At 69.2% G+C, this 16,568-nt stretch carries 16 protein-coding genes; 4 read left to right on the forward strand and 12 right to left on the reverse strand.

The features are described from left to right. Nucleotides 1–3: 3 nt before the first annotated feature. From urtB to AC1HFW_RS18880, 5 genes are all read right to left on the reverse strand, one after another. On the reverse strand, nt 4–906 hold the full coding sequence (gene urtB, locus AC1HFW_RS18860; RefSeq protein ID WP_006386745.1) for an urea ABC transporter permease subunit UrtB: 903 nt from the start codon (nt 904–906) through the stop codon (nt 4–6). 64 nt (nt 907–970) lie between these two features. Further along, the gene (gene urtA / locus AC1HFW_RS18865; protein WP_116522310.1) at nt 971–2,167 is read right to left on the reverse strand and encodes an urea ABC transporter substrate-binding protein; all 1,197 of its coding nucleotides are present in this window, start codon (nt 2,165–2,167) and stop codon (nt 971–973) included. Nucleotides 2,168–2,525: 358 nt separating this feature from the next. Continuing rightward, on the reverse strand, nt 2,526–3,071 hold the full coding sequence (locus tag AC1HFW_RS18870) for a hypothetical protein (RefSeq protein ID WP_061072639.1): 546 nt from the start codon (nt 3,069–3,071) through the stop codon (nt 2,526–2,528). Nucleotides 3,072–3,130: 59 nt separating this feature from the next. After that, nucleotides 3,131–5,284 (reverse strand): TonB-dependent siderophore receptor, encoded by a 2,154-nt coding sequence (locus AC1HFW_RS18875; protein WP_479284846.1) that lies wholly within the window; start codon nt 5,282–5,284, stop codon nt 3,131–3,133. A 190-nt stretch (nt 5,285–5,474) separates the two neighbouring features. After that, a complete protein-coding gene (locus AC1HFW_RS18880; RefSeq protein WP_479284848.1) occupies nt 5,475–6,401 on the reverse strand; it encodes a LysR family transcriptional regulator in 927 nt (308 codons plus the stop codon). Nucleotides 6,402–6,561: 160 nt separating this feature from the next. Here AC1HFW_RS18880 and pcaD point away from each other — a divergent pair, with 160 nt between their 5' ends. Further along, on the forward strand, nt 6,562–7,362 hold the full coding sequence (pcaD, locus tag AC1HFW_RS18885) for a 3-oxoadipate enol-lactonase (protein ID WP_479284850.1): 801 nt from the start codon (nt 6,562–6,564) through the stop codon (nt 7,360–7,362). A 27-nt stretch (nt 7,363–7,389) separates the two neighbouring features. On the opposite strand, the gene AC1HFW_RS18890 is transcribed toward pcaD, so the two are convergent. Together AC1HFW_RS18890 and AC1HFW_RS18895 are read right to left on the reverse strand one after the other, a co-directional pair. Next, entirely contained in the window at nt 7,390–8,286 is an 897-nt protein-coding gene (locus AC1HFW_RS18890) for a helix-turn-helix transcriptional regulator (protein ID WP_479284851.1), read from the reverse strand. 122 nt (nt 8,287–8,408) lie between these two features. Beyond that, a complete protein-coding gene (locus AC1HFW_RS18895) occupies nt 8,409–9,311 on the reverse strand; it encodes an NAD(P)/FAD-dependent oxidoreductase (RefSeq protein ID WP_479284853.1) in 903 nt (300 codons plus the stop codon). Between the two features lie 122 nt (nt 9,312–9,433). On the opposite strand from AC1HFW_RS18895, the gene folB reads away from it, so the two are divergent. Both folB and ttcA read left to right on the forward strand, forming a co-directional pair. Then, nucleotides 9,434–9,793 carry a dihydroneopterin aldolase gene (gene folB / locus AC1HFW_RS18900; protein ID WP_006392515.1) on the forward strand — a complete coding sequence of 120 codons (360 nt, stop codon included), beginning with the start codon at nt 9,434–9,436 and terminating at the stop codon, nt 9,791–9,793. A gap of 56 nt (nt 9,794–9,849) precedes the next feature. Further along, a complete protein-coding gene (gene ttcA, locus AC1HFW_RS18905) occupies nt 9,850–10,851 on the forward strand; it encodes a tRNA 2-thiocytidine(32) synthetase TtcA (RefSeq protein ID WP_479286527.1) in 1,002 nt (333 codons plus the stop codon). Between the two features lie 110 nt (nt 10,852–10,961). Here ttcA and AC1HFW_RS18910 read toward each other — a convergent pair whose 3' ends face one another. The 5 genes from AC1HFW_RS18910 to apaG form a co-directional block, all read right to left on the reverse strand. Continuing rightward, nucleotides 10,962–11,918, reverse strand: a complete 957-nt coding sequence (locus tag AC1HFW_RS18910; protein WP_006392513.1) for a D-2-hydroxyacid dehydrogenase family protein — start codon at nt 11,916–11,918, stop codon at nt 10,962–10,964. Between the two features lie 63 nt (nt 11,919–11,981). Then, on the reverse strand, nt 11,982–12,785 hold the full coding sequence (locus AC1HFW_RS18915; protein WP_479284856.1) for a DsbC family protein: 804 nt from the start codon (nt 12,783–12,785) through the stop codon (nt 11,982–11,984). A gap of 129 nt (nt 12,786–12,914) precedes the next feature. Beyond that, complete coding sequence (locus AC1HFW_RS18920) at nt 12,915–14,084, reverse strand: UbiH/UbiF family hydroxylase (protein ID WP_479284858.1); 1,170 nt, start codon at nt 14,082–14,084, stop codon at nt 12,915–12,917. Continuing rightward, a complete protein-coding gene (mltA, locus tag AC1HFW_RS18925) occupies nt 14,081–15,382 on the reverse strand; it encodes a murein transglycosylase A (protein ID WP_241068268.1) in 1,302 nt (433 codons plus the stop codon). The genes AC1HFW_RS18920 and mltA overlap by 4 nt, the downstream gene beginning before the upstream one ends. Before the next feature lie 41 nt (nt 15,383–15,423). Further along, nucleotides 15,424–15,798: a Co2+/Mg2+ efflux protein ApaG gene (apaG, locus tag AC1HFW_RS18930; protein WP_006392509.1), complete on the reverse strand. Its 375-nt coding sequence runs from the start codon at nt 15,796–15,798 to the stop codon at nt 15,424–15,426. 45 nt (nt 15,799–15,843) lie between these two features. On the opposite strand from apaG, the gene rpe reads away from it, so the two are divergent. Continuing rightward, a complete protein-coding gene (gene rpe, locus AC1HFW_RS18935; protein WP_054479312.1) occupies nt 15,844–16,563 on the forward strand; it encodes a ribulose-phosphate 3-epimerase in 720 nt (239 codons plus the stop codon). Nucleotides 16,564–16,568 lie beyond the last annotated feature (5 nt).

Below are 16,568 nucleotides of genomic sequence, written 5' to 3' on the forward strand. Positions count from 1 at the left end.
GCGTCATCCTCGCGTCTTGGTGGCGAACAGCCCGTTGGGGCGGAAGTACAGCACCGCGATCACCAGCACCAGGATGGTGACCTTGGCCATCGAACCGCTCATCAGGTATTCCAGCGTGGTCTGCGACTGCGCGATCGCCAGGCCCGAGAACGCCGTGCCCAGCAGGCTCTGCACGCCGCCGAACACCACCACGATGAACGAGTCGACGATGTACAGCTGGCCGGTGCCGGGGTTGGTCGAGCCGATCATGGTGAAGACGCAGCCCGCGATGCCCGCCAGGCCCGAGCCCAGCGCGAACGTCAGCGCGTCGACCCGCCGCGTGTTGATGCCCACGGCCCCGGCCATGGCACGGTTCTGCGTCACCGCGCGCACCCGCAGGCCCCAGGCGCTGCGGTACAGCAGCAGGTACACGCCCAGCGCCACCAGCAGCGTCAGGCCCAGGATGAAGATGCGGTTCAGCGGAAACTGCAGGTCGGGCGTCGGCTCCCAGGCGCCGCTCAGCCACGACGCCAGCGGCACGCTGACCTCCTGCGCGCCGAAGATCGAGCGGTAGGCCTGCTGCAGGATCAGGCTCAGGCCCCAGGTCGCCAGCAGCGTGTCCAGCGGCCGGTTGTAGAACCAGCGGATGAAGCCGCGCTCAAGCAGGTAGCCGAACGCCGAGGTCACCAGGAACGCCAGCGGAATCGCCACGAACAGGTAGACGTCCATCCACCCCGGCGCCCAATGCTGGAACGCCACCGACACCAGGTAGGTGGTGTAGGCGCCCATGGCCATCAGCTCGCCGTGCGCCATGTTGATGACGCCCATCAGGCCGAACACCACGGCCAGGCCGATCGCCATCAGCAGGAGAATGCTGAACAGGCTGATGCCGTTGAAAAGCTGCATTGCGGCGATGTCGATGTTCATGATCGCGTTCCATGTCGCGTTGCCACCGCCGGCGGTCCCGCCGCCGGCGTCCTGCGGGCCCGGCTTACAGCTTCGGGAAGGGATTGGGTTCGATCAGGTCGGCCGATTCCCACACCACGTCGAACTGGCCGTCGGGCCGGGCGCGGCCCACCCGCACCTTCTTCCAGACGTGATGGTTCTTCTCGTGCACCCGCACCGTGCCTTCGGGCGCCTCCAGCGTCAGCCCGGCAGAAGCCGCGATGACCTTGTCGGGGTCGAACGAGCCGGCCTTCTCCACGCCCAGCTTCCACAGGTAGACGCTGTTGTAGGCCACCTCCATCGGATCGCCGATGACGCGGTCCTGCCCGTACCTGGCCTTGAAGGCCTTGACGAATTTCTCGTTGGCCGGATTCTTCAGGCTCTGGAAATAGCCCATGCAGGCGTAGTAGCCGGCGGCGTTGTCCTTGCCGATGCCCTCGATCTCGTTCTCGGACACCACGGTGGACAGCAGCACCACCCGCGTGCCGTCCAGCCCGGCCGCGCGCAGCTGCTTGTAGAAGGCCACGTTGGAGCCGCCCACCACCGTGCTGTAGATGCACTCCGGCTTGGCGGCCTTGATCTTGTTGATGATGGACGAGAACTCGGTGTGCCCGAGCGGCGCGTATTCCTCGCCCACCACCTTGGCGCCCATGTGCGCGATGGCCGGCTTGGCGATCTTGTTGCAGGTGCGCGGATAGATGTAGTCCGAGCCCACCAGGAAGAAGGTCTTGCCCTTCTCGCGCGCCATCCACTCGACCGCCGCGATCACCGACTGCGTGGCCTCCTGCGACGGATAGAACACGCGCGCGTCCTGCTCCTGCCCTTCGTAGTAGGTGGGGTAGTAAAGGAGGCCCTTGCTGCGCGCCAGCACCGGCAGCAGCGCCTTGCGCGAGGCCGAGGTGTAGCAGCCGACGATGGCCGCGACCTTGTCGCGGTCCAGCAGCTTGCGCGCCTTCTCGGCGAACACGGCGTTCTCGCTGGCGCCGTCCTCGACCACCGGCTCGATCTTGCGGCCCATCACGCCGCCCGCGGCGTTGATCTCCTCGATGGCCAGTTTCTCAGCGTCCACCAGCGACGCCTCGGCGATGGCGATGGTGCCGGACAGGGAATGCAGCAGGCCAAGTTTCACGCTGCCGTCCTGCGCGAACGCGGCGCGGGGCAATGCGGCCATCCCCGACGTGGCGCCCAGCAGGACCATGGAACCACTGTGCTGCAAAAAGCGGCGGCGGTTGTATGCGCTCATCGATACGCTCCTGTGCGTTGGCGAAGGCAAGCCTGCGGCCTGGCCGCCCGGGATTGGGCGGTCATCAGAGGCAGCCACATCACGACGACAACCGTCCGACCGTCGTGCACGTTTCTTCGGGCAAGGCTCCGCCCACGGCGCGTCGTTGCGCCATTCGAAAGAAGACGTTGTGCAAACGGAAAACGAAAAGGCCCGAGCCGGAAACTCCGGCTCGGGCCTTTTTGCCCCACGCCTGACTGGCAACACTGGCAGTCGGCGAAAATTGGAAGACGATCTTGCGTCTGGAAGGCATTCTGAAGAAGCGCACGGCCTCGTGCCATGCGTATTTTCCCTTACCGGACGCGGCCTCGCGGGCGGACTAGGGCATACGGCGGATCACGCTGTTGGCATACATCGGCCCTTGCACGTGGTGCCCCGTGACGACGTTGGTCTGGTAGCGCTGCACCACGCCTTCGAGCGATCGCGGATCGAGCAGCGCGCGCATCGTGGCAAAGCCCGCCGAGTCCACGCGCGCGGGCGCCTTGCCCTTGGGATAGAGGCGGCGCTTGCCCTCGTCCATCGGCGCCTGCAGCACGCCGCCGCTGGCGACCAGGTCCAGCACCAGCTTGCCATCGCGCAACCGCGCCGAACCGTGGGCGCCGAGTTCGGCATCGTCCAGCAGCAGGCTGCCAGTCAGGACGTAATCGCCCGACGGCAGCGGCTGCACGTACAGCCGCAAGGTGTAGGGCGGCTCGCCGTTGCGATCGTCGATGTGCCAGCGATACTCGCCGGCGACCCAGGCGGACGCGGCCGGCGCCGACGCCGTGGTGGCGGCCACGGGCGCGGCGGACTGCGCCATGGCGCCCGCGCACAGCGCCAGCCCCAGGACGGCGGCGCGCAGTGGCTGCGACAGGAAGGCGTGCATGGTGTTCTCCTTGTGATGCGTGCCCCAAGGGCACTCGGTTGATGCGTTCCAGGCCGGCGTCAGTACTTGACGCGCATGCTCAGCATGACGCTGCGCGGCTCGCCATAGGCATTGCCCATGTCGGCGTTGCCCAGGCGCTGGTAATAGACCTTGTCGAACAGGTTGTTGACGTTCAGCCCCAGCGAGACGTGCTCGTTGACGCGGTAGCCGACGCGCGCGTTCCAGATCGCGTAGCCGCCTTGCGACACGCGCACGGCGCTGCCGCTGACCGGTCCCTGCGCAGCGCTTTCGGTGTAGATGCCGCTTTTGACGTTGACGCCGCCGCCCACGCTCCAGCGGTTCCATTGGCCGGGCAGCTGGTAGGTGGTCCACAGCTGGAAGATGTGCCGGGGCGTGAAGGTGCGGAAGACCGCGCCGCCGTTGGTGTTGTCCTTCAGGTAGCGCGTGGTGTTGAAGGTGTAGCCGCCCGCCACTTCCCAGCCTGGCGCGAGCCGCCCCGACACCTCGGTTTCGAAGCCCTGGCTGCGCACCTGGCCGCTGGCCTCGTAGCAGCAATCGCCGACCTCGGGGTAGTTCGGGTCGCGCTGCGCGCGGTTGCGTTCGGTGATGCGGAACAATGCGAACGAGGTGTTCAGCCTGCCGTCCAGCCATTCGCTTTTCAGGCCCGCCTCGTAGTTGGATCCCACCACCGGCGGCAGCGATCCGCCGCTGGCCGAGCGCAGGTCGCTCTGCACGCGGAAGATGTCGGCGTAGCTGGCGTAGGCGGTCCAGTGGCTGTCGATGTCGTACACCAGCCCGGCGTACGGCGTCATGCGGCCATGCTCGCTGATGGCCGGATCGCTGTGGCCGCTGACCAGATTGGTGCTCTGCGTGCGCCACCAGCTCATGCGCGATCCCAGCACCAGCGTCAGCGGGTCGGCCACCTTCAGGCGCGCCATCGCGTAGATGCCCGACTGGCGCGTCTTGACGTCGCTCTTGCTGCCCCATTGCGGATCGGCCGGCTCCGGATAGTCGTGCACGTCGTAGTCGAAGACGTCCACCGCCCGCGCCGCGAAGCCCGGCAGCGCATAGGCGTTGTAGGCGCGCGCGCTGCGGTCGTACCAGTTGCCGCCGAACACCAGTTCGTGGCGGCGGCCCAGCGCCTCGAACGCGCCGGTCACCATCAGGTCCACGCCCAGCTGTTCATTGCGGTACTGGTTGCCGCCGCCGTACAGTCGCGGCCCCAGGCCGGTCTGGCGGTCGACGGCGCCGCGCACGTAGGCGTACTTGAGCTTGCTGGTTTCCTCGGCCTGGTTGACGTTGAGCTTGACGGTCCAGTCCGACGAGAACTGGTGCGCCAGCTCGGCGAACACCTGCGTGTTCTCGAAGTCCCAGCGGTTCCAGTCGGCGCCCAGGTAGGTGCCGCGCGTCAGGCCGAGATCGCCGCCATCCTTGTAGCGCGGCAGCTGCATCATGTAGGGCAGCCAGTCGCGCTTCTGGTAGCTGCCGCCCACGGTCAGCAGCGTGCGCTCGCCCAGGTCGGCCTCGACGATGCCGTAGTAGGCCTGCTTCTGCGAATTGGCCACGTCGTAGAAGTACTTGCGGTCTTCCTGCGCGGTGGCGATGCGGCCGCGCACCGAACCTGATGCGTTCAGCGGCGTCGACAGGTCGAGCTCGCCGCGATAGTTGTCCCACGATCCGGCGCTGGCCGAGCCGGTGAATTGCAGTTCGCGCGTGGGGCGCTTGCGCACCAGGTTGATGACGCCGCCCGGCTGGCCCGCGCCGTTGAACAGGCCGGCCGCGCCGCGCAACAGCTCGACGTGGTCGAACATGAACAGGTCGGGCTGGGCCCACGACGCGCCGCCGGTCTGCATCGGCACGCCGTCGTACTGGAAGTACTCGATCTGGAAGCCGCGCGAATAGAACTGCGGCACCGCGGCGGTGCCCATCAGGTCGATGGTGATGCCCGGCGTCTGCGCCATGGCATCCTCCAGCGATGCCAGGTTCTGGTCCTCGATGCGCTGGCGCGTGATGACGGATACCGACTGCGGAATCTCGCGCAACGACAGCGGCAGCTTGCCGCCGATGGTGACGCTGGGCGCGGTGTAGGACGCGCTGCCTTCGGTGACGCCGACCTGCTCGCCCCGCACCGTCACCGGCGCCAGCGTGGCCGTGCCGGCGGGCCCAGCCGTTTGCGCGCCGGCGTGCGCGCCTGCCGCCAGCCCCACCATCATGGCGCCGCGCCGCAGCCATGCGGCGCCGTTGTGGGAAGATGCCCGCCCGCGCGCCGGACGCCCCCGTTTCGCGCGAATCCCACGTGTCTCGATACCCACCATTGCCTCCGCTTCCAGCCCGCTCAACAAGATTGATAATCATCTTCAACGGCGCCGCGGCGGGCAATGCAAAAGGCTTTCGAATTCCGGATTAAGGCTTTCGTTTTTTCACCGGCGACACCGCCTGGCGGATGGCCGGCGCGTGGGCGCGCAGGGCCTCCCACAGGCGCGCCATGACCGGTCCCTGCGGCCGGTCGGCGCGCCGCGCGGCGGCCAGCGTCTCGGTGCTGCCCGGCAGGTGGCGGTTGGCCAGCGACAGCAGGCGGCCGTCGCGCAATTCATCTTCGACCAGGAAGCGCGGCATGTGGCCCCAGCCCAGGCCCTGCTGGATGATCTCCTTCTTCATCAGCTGGTCGGCCACGGTGCACTGGCGCGCCCCCTCGACCATGAAGTAGTCGCGCGCCGGCGTGTGGCGGGCGGTGTCGCGCATGACGCACTGGGTGTAGTCGCGCAGGTGTTCGGGCCGCAGGGCGCGTGGCGACGGCGCCAGATAGCCCGGCGCGGCCACCGGCACGAACGGCACGCTGCCCAGTTCCAGCCATTCGACGCGCGCGTCGCCCGGCTCCACGCGATGCAGGATCAGGTCGGCGTCGCCGTCCAGCAGCCGTTCCCACGGGCCGGTCACGGCCTCGAAGTGCAGGTTCAGGCGCGTGGCCGGCCACTGCGCGAAGAACTGGCCCAGCAGCCCCAGCAGCAGCGGGCGCGGACAGAAGTCGCCGATCACCACGTTCAATTCGCTTTCCTGGCCCATCGCCAGTTGCTCGGCATGGGCCCGCAGGCCCGCCAGTTCGCGCAGCAGCGCCTGGGCGCGCGCATGGAACGATTGCCCGGCGGCGGTGAGCCGCACCCGGTAGCCGCTGCGGTCCAGCAGCGCCAGGTCCAGTTGCCGTTCCAGCTTGGCCACGGCCGCGAACACCGCGGGATGCGAGCGATGCAGCGTCTCGGCCGCGGCCTGGAAGCCGCCGGCCCGCACCACCGCGTCAAAGCACTGCAGGTCGTGCAGCGTGAATTCGCTCATGTCAGGTTTTCCTACAGTGACTGTGCGATCTTTGTAATTTCTTTCAGGATGGGCCGCAACTACGATCCGTCTCACGGTCGACACCGTTGCCCGGCCCGGCAGATGAGCGCGACATCGCCCAGAGCCCCGCACACCCCTCATACCAGACAGGACGCTCATCATGCCTACCGACACGACTTTCATCACCACGGGCGACGGCGCCCGCATCGCCTACCGCTGGGACGGCGACGCCGGCCTGCCGGTGCTGGCCCTGTCCAACTCCATCGGCACCACGCTGCGCATGTGGGACGACCTGGTGCCGGCGCTGGAGCGGCACTTCCGCGTGCTGCGCTTCGACACCCGCGGCCATGGCGATTCCAGCGTGCCGGCCGGCCCCTATTCGCTGGACCGGCTCGGCCGCGACGTGCTGGAGCTGTTCGATGCGCTGGGCGTGGAACGCGCCCACTTCCTCGGCCTGTCGCTGGGCGGCATCATCGGCCAATGGCTGGGCGTGCACGCGCCGGACCGCATCGACCGCCTGATCCTGGCCAACACCTCGCCCTACCTCGGGCCCGCGCCACAATGGGACGAGCGCATCGCCGCCACGCTGCTGGCGCCGGACATGAAGGCGTCCGCCGAGACCTTCCTGGCGAACTGGTTCCCGGCCGCGATGCTGCAGGCCGGCGGACCGGTCATCGACACGTTCCGCGACATGTTGCTGAACACCGACCGGCACGGCCTGGCGGGCGCGTTCGCGGCGGTGCGCGATGCCGACCTGCGCCGCACCATCGCGCTGATCCCGCGGCCGACGCTGGTGATCGCGGGCCGCGACGACACCGTCACCGCCGCCAGCCATGGCGAACAGATCGCCGCGACCGTGCCCGGGGCGCAATGGCGCCTGCTGGAGGCGGTGCACCTGTCCAACATCGAACGGCCGGATGAATTCCGCGAAGCGGTGCTGGGGTTCCTGCTGGCGCGCTGAAGCCCGCGCCCGACGGACCCGGCGCGCTCAGCGCAGGCTGCTGGGCGCGGCGCCGAAACGGCGCCGGAAGGCCACCGAGAAATGCGCGGGCGCGTAGCCCACGTGCCAGGCCGCTTCGGACACGCTCAGGCCGCCGTTCAGGATCAGCTCGCGGCCACGCGTCAGGCGTGTTTCCTGCAGATGGCGCGCCATGCTGACGCCGAAGGCGCGCTTGAACGCCAGGTCCAGCTGACGCGCGTTGAGCCCGAGTTCGCGCGCCAGCGCCGCGGACGATGGCGCCTCGCGCAGATCGGCGGCCAGGCGGCGGTGCGCCTCGTGCGCCGCATCCAGTTCGCGGGCGGCGGCCACCGGCGACGCGGCGCCGCCAGCGGGCAACGCCTGCCCGGCCTGGGCCAGGGCCACCGCCGCCAATTCCAGGCTCTTGGCCGCCAGATACAGCGCGCGCGCCGCGCCCTCGTAGCGGCAGACCCGCACCTGGGCCGCGATGCGCCGCGCCTCGCGGCCCGCCGCGCCGTGCCAGAAGACGGGGCCGTCGGCGCCCGCCGCGGGATCCAGGCCGCGCAGGAAATCAGGATCGATGCCCAGTTCGTCGCGCAGTTGCGCCGCCGGCAACGTCGCCAGCGTGAACTGCTGGTCGACGCCGGCCTCGAACGCGTCGGCGCCGCGCGCCTGCCCCGGCGTCCAGGCCAGGCACAGCACCGGGCCGCGCAGCGCCAGCGGCTGGCGGTCCTCGACCCGGCTGCTGACGCGCCCGTCGAGCAGGATGACCTTCAGGCCGGGATACAGGGCTTCTTCGCGCCATTCGGTGCGGCCACGGCGGAACACGCCGGCGCGCAGGCCGCGGCCGTTGGCGAGATCGAAGGCCGCGTCGACGCGGTGATAGTCGGCGGCGGCCGTGGCGCGGCCGGCGCGGGAATGGAACATGGGAAACGATCCGGAAGGGCCGGACAGGTTTATTTGAGAATAATTATTATTACCTGCGCGCAGGCGGAACTCAATCCGGACCCGTCCACGCCCGGCGGGACATCGTGGCGGCGCGCCCGCCGCTACTCCCCGGCCCGTTCCCAGCGCCGCTGGATCGCCTTGGCGGCCACCACGCCGTCCGCCATCGACGTGACCACGCAGGGATGCATGCGGTGGGCCACCTCGCCGATGGCGTAGATGTCCGGCACGCTGGTCTCGGCGGTGGCGAAATCGGTGCGGATGTAGCCCCGCTCGTCGCGCGCCAGCTGCAGGCCGTCGGCAAACGCCGCCTGCGGCTCCCAGCCGTAGAAAACCAGGATCAGGTCGTAGCGCTGGCCGTCGACGCTGCGCGTGGCCGGGTCGACCTGGTAGGGGCCGATGCGCACGCCTTCCTTGCCGGCACGCAGCACCCATTGCTGCTGGGCCCGCACGCTGCGGGCGTACAGATGCACGGCGCGGGCGCCGCGGTTACGCACATAGACGTAGTTCTCGAAGGCGTTGTCGCCCCCGCCCAGCACGGCCACCGACAGGCCGGAGTAATCCTGCGCCACGATCGGCGAGCCCGGCCCGATCAGCACGCCGGGCCAGTTGGCCCCCGGCGGATGTTCCGGAAAGCCCTTGGCGCGCACGCCCGAGGCGATCACCAGGGTGCGCCCGCGGACCTGCGATACGTCCCCCTTGGCGTCGGCCAGGGTCGCCTCGACGCCGCCCTTGCACGGGCGCACCGCCGTCACCCGGGTGTCCAGGCGCAGCGGCACGCCGGCGGCGCGCACGCTGGTGTCGATGTTGGCGGCCACCTGCTGGCCGGTCATCCCGGGCAGCACCGCGATCCAGTCGTCGGCGAACGGGTTGTCCACGCTCAGGCCGCCCAGGCGGCCGCTGGCCTCGACCAGCAGCGGCGCCAGGCCCAGCCGGGCCAGCCACAGGGCGCAGGAAGCGCCGGCCGGGCCGCCCCCTACAATGACCGCATCGTGCATCTGTTGCATTTCATCCCTTGTTTGCCGTCCCCGCCCTCGCGCGGGCGCCCGGCCATGGCCGAATTGTAGCCAGCGCGCCGGCCCGGTCCGCCGCCGCCTTACAATTCCGGGATTCCACCCAGGTTTTCATCATGCCCACACGCCGCATCATCCTTTCCGGACTCGCGCTCGACGCCCGCATCGGCATCCTCGAACACGAACGCCGCGCCACCCAGCCGCTGCACGTCGATGCCGAGTTCGATGTCGACATCCAGCGCTCGGTCGACGATCACGATATCCACAGCGTGCTGGACTATCGCCGCCTGCGCGAGGCCATCGTCGAGGAGTGCACCCAGGCGCACGTGAACCTGATCGAAACCCTGGTGGAACAAGTCGCCGCGCGCCTGTTGGCCGACTTCCATGAAATCCGCTCGCTGCGCCTGCGCATCAGCAAGCCCATGGCCTTTTCCGACTGTGCGGCGGTGGGCGTGGAAATCCAGATCTCGCGTTGACCATGAACGACATCGCCACTCCCCCCGAAGTCCGCTTCCGCACCGAAGCCGAAGAAATCAAGGCCCCCACGCCGCACGCGCAAAGCGCGCTTGCTGCCCCCCAAGGGGGCGTTTTTCCCGTGGGGCGGCCCGACGAGAAAAAAGCCCGCCACGAAGGCAACAAGCTCACCAAGCGCCTGGCGCGCGAGACCACCCGCGCCCTGTCCGACTACAACATGATCGAGGCGGGCGACCGCGTGATGGTGTGCCTGTCGGGCGGCAAGGACTCCTACGCCATGCTGGACATCCTGCTCCAGCTGCAGAAGCGCGCGCCGTTCCCGTTCGAGCTGGTCGCGGTCAACCTCGACCAGAAGCAGCCCGGCTTTCCCGCCGACATCCTGCCGCGCTACCTGACCGAGCTGGGCGTGCCGTTCCACATCGAGACGCAGGACACCTATTCGATCGTCACGCGCGTGCTCGAAGAGGGCAAGACGATGTGCTCGCTCTGTTCGCGCCTGCGCCGCGGCATCCTGTACCGCGTGGCCTCGGAACTGGGCGCCACCAAGATCGCGCTGGGCCATCACCGCGACGACATCCTGGGCACGTTCTTCCTGAACCTGTTCTACGGCGGCAAGGCCAAGGGCATGCCGCCCAAGCTGGTGTCCGACGACGGCCGCCACACGGTCATTCGCCCGCTCGCCTACGTGCCGGAAACCGACCTGATCGCCTACGCCGAACTCAAGCAGTTCCCGATCATTCCCTGCAACCTGTGCGGCTCCCAGGAAAACCTGAAGCGCAAGGAAGTCGGCCGCATGATCAAGGAATGGGACAGGCAGCACCCGGGCCGCTCGTGGAACGTCTTCAACGCGCTGTCGCGCGTGGTGCCGTCGCACCTGATGGACCGCGACCTGTTCGATTTCGTCGGCCTCAAGCCGACCGGCGTGCCCGACGCCAACGGCGACACGGCGTTCGACGCGGTCGATCCGTCGGACGATGCGGACGAGGCCTGTGGCGACACGCCGGCCACGCCGGATGCGGCCGGCATCGTCGAAAAGAAAGTCACCTTCACCCGCGGCTGAACGCCGCCCCGTCCGCGCTCGGCGCGGACGGTAAAAGGCCCCAAAACATCCCGCGTGCGAGCCGGATATTCGGGGCCTTTTCATCGCCGAGCCGCCTCAAGAATGGCGCTTCAGGCGTTCAGCACCCGCACCGGCTGGCCGCCGCGCCAGGCCTTCACGGCCTCCAGCGCGTTGCGGTAGAAGGCCTCGAAGTTCTCGCGGCTGACGTAGCCCAGGTGCGGCGTCAGGATCACGTTGTCCAGGTCGCGCACGTTGTCGGTGGGCGACAGCGGCTCTTCCGGATAGACGTCCAGGCCGGCGCCGGCGATGCGGAACTTCACCAGCGCGTCCATCAGCGCCGCCTGGTCCACCAGGCCGGCGCGCGAGGTGTTCACCAGGTAGGCGGTCGGCTTCATCGCGGCCAGCGCCGCGGCGTCGACGATGTGGCGGCTGCGATCGGACAGGATCAGGTGCAGGCTGATGACGTCGGACGTGGCGAACAGCTCATGCTTGTCGAGCCGCGTGACGCCCGCCTCGGCGGCGCGCTCGTCGGTCAGGTTGGGACTCCAGGCCACCACGTCCATGCCGAACGCCTGGCCGACCTTGGCCACCGCGCTGCCCAGCTTGCCCAGCCCCAGCACGCCCAGCCGCTTGCCGGCCAGCGGCTCGGGCATGGCGGTCTGCCACATGCCGCGGCGCATGGCGGCGTCTTCGGCGGGCAGGTGCTTGAACAGGCCCAGGATGTGGGCCCAGGCCAGTTCGGCGGTGGCGGTATTGGCGTCGGCGCTGCCGGGCGCGCCGCTGACCACGATGCCCTGCGCGGCGCAGGCCTGCATGTCGATGGCGTTGTTGCGCATGCCGGTGGTGACCAGCAGGCGCAGGTTCGGCAGCGCGCGGATGCGGTCGGCGGGAAACGGCGTGCGCTCGCGCATGGCCACGATCACGTCGAAGGGCTCGAGCGTGGCCAGGACCTGGTCATCGGGAATGAAGTTGTTGAAGATCCGCACTTCGGCGTCTCCGCCCAGGGATCCCCAATCCGCGTAGCGCTTGGCGACGTCGTGGTAATCGTCGAGTATTGCGATTTTCAAGTCTGTCTCCGGGTGGCGTGGCGCTTGCCGCGCCAGCCGCCCGGCCGACGCGACCCGCGCCGGTCAGTTCAATCGGGCCTTGAGCTGGTCCAGCGGCAGCGCGCCGCTGATGCGCGTGCCGTCGGCGAAGAACAAGGTGGGCGTGCCGCGCACCATCAGTTGCTTGCCCAGCGCCAGCAGCTTGTCTTCAGGCACGCTGCAATTGGCGGTGGCCGGCTTCTGGCCGCGCAGCATCCAGTCGTCCCAGGCCTGGCCCGGGTCCTTCGCGCACCAGACGTCGCGCACCTTGACGTTGGAGTCGGGCGACAGGATCGGGTACAGGAAGGTGTAGACGGTCAGGTTGTCGACGTCTTCGAGCGTCTTGCGCAACTGCTTGCAGTAGCCGCAGTTGGGGTCCTCGAAGATGGCGACCTTGCGCGAGCCGTCGCCCTTGACCTGCTTGATGGCCAGGTCCAGCGGCAACTGGTCGAACGGGATGGAGCCGAGCTTTTCCTGCGCCTCGCGGGTGACGTCGCGGCGCGTCATGGCATCGATCAACGGCCCTTCCATGACCCAGGTCACCTTTTCATCGGTGTACAGCAGGTCCATGCCCAGCTGCACTTCGAACAGGCCATAGGGCGTGCGGCGCACGGCGGTCACGTCCATGCCGGTGAAGCGCTGCTTGAAACGGTCCTTGACCGCGTCCGCCACGGGGTCAGCCGGCGCCATCTGGGTGGTGGAATAGCTCTTGCTGCCCTTGCCCGCCTGGCCGACCGTGCTGGTGGACACGGACTTGTCGCCCGTCGCCTGCGCCTGGGCGCCGGCCGACAGGCCCAGGCCCGCGGCCATGAAGCAGGCGGCCAGCGTGGCGGAAAAACGGAAATTCATGGGGACTCCTGTATGTGACGTGTCGCCTTCGTTGGCCGAAAGCGTAACCGATCCGGCGCCATGCCCGGCCCGGCCTCCAGGGAATCAGACCGGCCCAGTGGCGGGCAGGTTCCGCCCTGGAACCGGTCCCTAATTGGTCGATGCCCCGGCGATCAGGCGGCGCTTGACCAGCGGCGCGCGCTCGACCCAGTGCATGCCGGCATTGCGCAGCCAGACCAGCGGCGTGGCGCGCGAGCCGAACAGCTTGTGCAGGCCGTCGGTGGCCAGCCGCAGCGCCAGCACCGGCTCGGCGCGCGCGCGCTGGTAGCGGTGCAGCACGCGCAGGTCGCCGGCCTGGCGGTAGGGTTCGCGTCCGGCCACGGTGCGGGCCAGCGCCTCGACGTCGCCCAGGCCCAGGTTCAGGCCCTGCCCCGCCAGCGGATGCAGGCGGTGCGCGGCGTCGCCGGCCAGCGCGATGCCGGGCGCCACCATCTGGGCGCGTTCCAGCGTCAGCGGGAAGCCGTGCAGCTTGCTGCGCACCTTCAGGCGGCCCAAGCGGCCCTGCGCCGCGTGTTCCAGCATCGATTCCAGGCGCGCGGACTGTTCCTCGGGCGGCAAGGCCAGCAATTCCCGGGCCTGCTCGTTGCGCATGGACCAGACCATCGACACCTGCGGACCATCGGCGGTGTCGGGCAACGGCAGCAGCGCCAGCACGCCGTCGTCGCGGAACCACTGGAAGGCGGTGCCCTGGTGGGCGCGCTCGGCGTCCAGGTTCACCACCAGCCCGGTGTCGTTGTAGGAGACGGCGTCGTGCTTGAGGCCGGCGGCGGTGCGCAGCGGCGAGGCCGCGCCATCGGCGCCGACGAACAATTCGGCCTGGATGCGGGCGCCGCTCTCGGTGTCCACCGCGCCGGCCTGGTAGCCGGTGCAGCGGTCTTCCAGCCAGGGGATGCCGAACATGCGCACCGCCTGGATCAGCACCCGCTCGATCTCGCCCGACTCGACGATCCAGGCCAGTTGCGGCAGGGCCGCCTGCCAGGCGTTCAGGTGCACCAGGCCGTCGGCGTCGCCATGGATCTCCATGGCCTGCACCGGCGTCAGGCGGGCCGAGGGCATCGCGTCCCATACGCCCAGCTCGGCCAGGAAACGCTGGCTGGCGGGCGAAATGGCGTAGACGCGCGCATGGTAATGGTTGGGATCGGCCGGCGGCACGGTCACGCGCGGCGCCAGCAGGGCCACGCGCTGGCCGCGGCGGGCCAGCGCCAGGGCCGAGGCCAGGCCGACGATGCCGGCCCCGCAAACCACGATCTGGTGTGTCATCTTGCGCTCGGCTCCCCGGCCTGTTTCGGCCACAGCAGCCACATCTGGCCGCGTTGCTTCATGCGCCCGGCCTGCTGGCCGGCCTCGTCACCGTAGCCCCAGTAGAAGTCGGCGCGCGCCGCGCCGCGGATGGCGGTGCCGGTGTCCTGCGCGAACACCAGGCGCTGCAATGGCCGGTCGGAGGCCGGGAAGGTGGTGGCCAGGAACACCGGCGTGCCCAGCGGCACGAAGCCGGCGTCCACCGCGATGGCGCGTTTCGGCGCCAGGTTGACGCCATAGGCGCCCTTGGGGCCGAGTTCGGGGTCGATCACCGGCTCTTCGCGGAAGAACACCACGGCCGGGTTGGCATTGAGCATTTCGGGCACGCGCTTGGGATTGCGCTGCGCCCAGGCGCGGATGTTCTGCATCGAGGCCTGGTCGGCCGACAGCTCGCCGCGGTCCGCCAGCCAGCGGCCGATGGACACGTAGGGCTGGCCGTTGTGGTCGGCGTAGGCCACGCGGATGGTCTTGCCGCTGTCGGGGCCGTCGGTCAGCAGCACGCGGCCCGAGCCCTGCACCTGCAGGAAGAAGTTGTCGACCGGATCGTCCACCCACACCACCACCGGCGGGCGGCGGCCGGAGGACTCGATGGCCGCGCGGGTGTCGTAGGGCACCACGCGCTTGCCTTCCAGCTTGCCGCGCACGCGCTTGCCGGCCAGGTCGGGGTAGACCGAGCCCAGGTCGATCGTCAGCAGGTCGGCCGGCACCGCGTACAGCGGCCATTGGTAGTTGCCGCCCTGGCGGCGCGAGCCGCGCACCAGCGGCTCGTAGTAGCCGGTGACGGTGTTGGCGGCCGGCTTGCCGTCGGCGGCGTTCAGGCGCCACGGCTGCAGGTAGGTCTGCAGGAAGCGGCGCACGCCCTCGGGGTCGTTGGCGGCCGGCGCCCGGGCCGAGTCGGCCGCGGCGGCACAGACCGGCTGCCAGGCGCGCGGGGCGGCGCGCGCGGGCGCGGCCAGGTTGCCGCTGGTCGGCCGCATCAGCCCCTTGCAGTTGCGCAGGAACAGGGGCCAGAACTGGGCCAGGTCATCGCTGGTCCAGCCCGGCATCTCGGCCCAGGTGCCGGGCTTGTACTTGCCGGCCAGGGCGCGCGGCGGCGTGTCGGGCAGGGCCGACAGCGACGGCACCACCAGCGGGCCGTCGACGGCCGCGGGGCGCGCGCCGGTGGCGCCGGGTTCGCCGGATTCGGGCGGGATCTCTGAGGTGGTGGTACATGCCGCCAGCAGAACCGACAGCACGGACAGGCTAAGAATGCGCTTCATGAGCAGATGGAAAACCGTACAACGTGTGGCCGCGCCCCGCGTCAGTGCAGGGTGCGCGGCATGGCCAGGACGAATTCGGAAATCGGCACTTCGAACGGAATGCCGTTCTCGCCGACGCAATGGTAGGTGCCGCGCATCGTCCCGACCGGCGTGGGCAAGGGACAGCCGCTGGTGTACTCGAAGGTCTCGCCGGGCGCCAGCAGGGGCTGCTGGCCCACGACGCCCAGCCCGCGCACTTCCTGCACGCGCTGGTTGCCATCGGTGATAATCCAGTGGCGGCTGATCACCTGGGCCGGATGCTCACCGGTATTGGTGATGCGGACGGTATAGGCGAACACGAACTGCTGCTCACCCGGATCGGACTGTTCTGGCACGAAGCGCGGCGAGACGGAGACGCTCAGGTCGTAGGGTTTCACAGTCCTTTCCTGTGTGGCACGAGCAAGCTGCAATAATGGCACATTATGCCTTCACCCACCCCGAACGCCATGTCTACCACCACCCGCATCACGCCCAGCATCCTGTCCGCCGACTTCGCCCGCCTGGGCGAGGAAGTGCGTGACGTCGTCGCCGCCGGCGCCGACTGGATCCATTTCGATGTGATGGACAACCACTACGTGCCCAACCTGACCATCGGCCCGATGGTCTGCGCGGCGATCCGTCCCCATGTTTCCGTGCCGATCGACGTGCACCTGATGGTCGAGCCGGTGGACGCCCTGGTGCCGATGTTCGCCAAGGCCGGCGCCAACTACATCAGCTTCCACCCGGAAGCCAGCCGCCACGTCGACCGCACCCTGTCGCTGATCCGCGAGAACGGCTGTAAGGCCGGCCTGGTGTTCAACCCCGCCACGCCCCTGTCCTACCTGGACCACGTCATGGACAAGGTCGACCTGGTGCTGATCATGTCGGTCAACCCCGGCTTCGGCGGCCAGAGCTTCATCCCCGGCGCGCTGACCAAGCTGCGCGAGGCCCGCGCCCGCATCGACGCCTGGACCCAGGCCGGCGGCCAGGAAATCGTGCTGCAGGTGGACGGCGGCGTGAAGATCGACAACATCGCCGAGATCCGCCGCGCCGGCGCCGACACCTTCGTGGCCGGCTCGGCCATCTTCGGCAAGCCCGACTACCCCGGCATCATCAAGTCCATGCGCGAGCAGATCGCCATCGGCGAAACCACCGCCGTCTGAGGAAC

This window comes from Achromobacter sp. ISS7 (assembly GCF_056523125.1).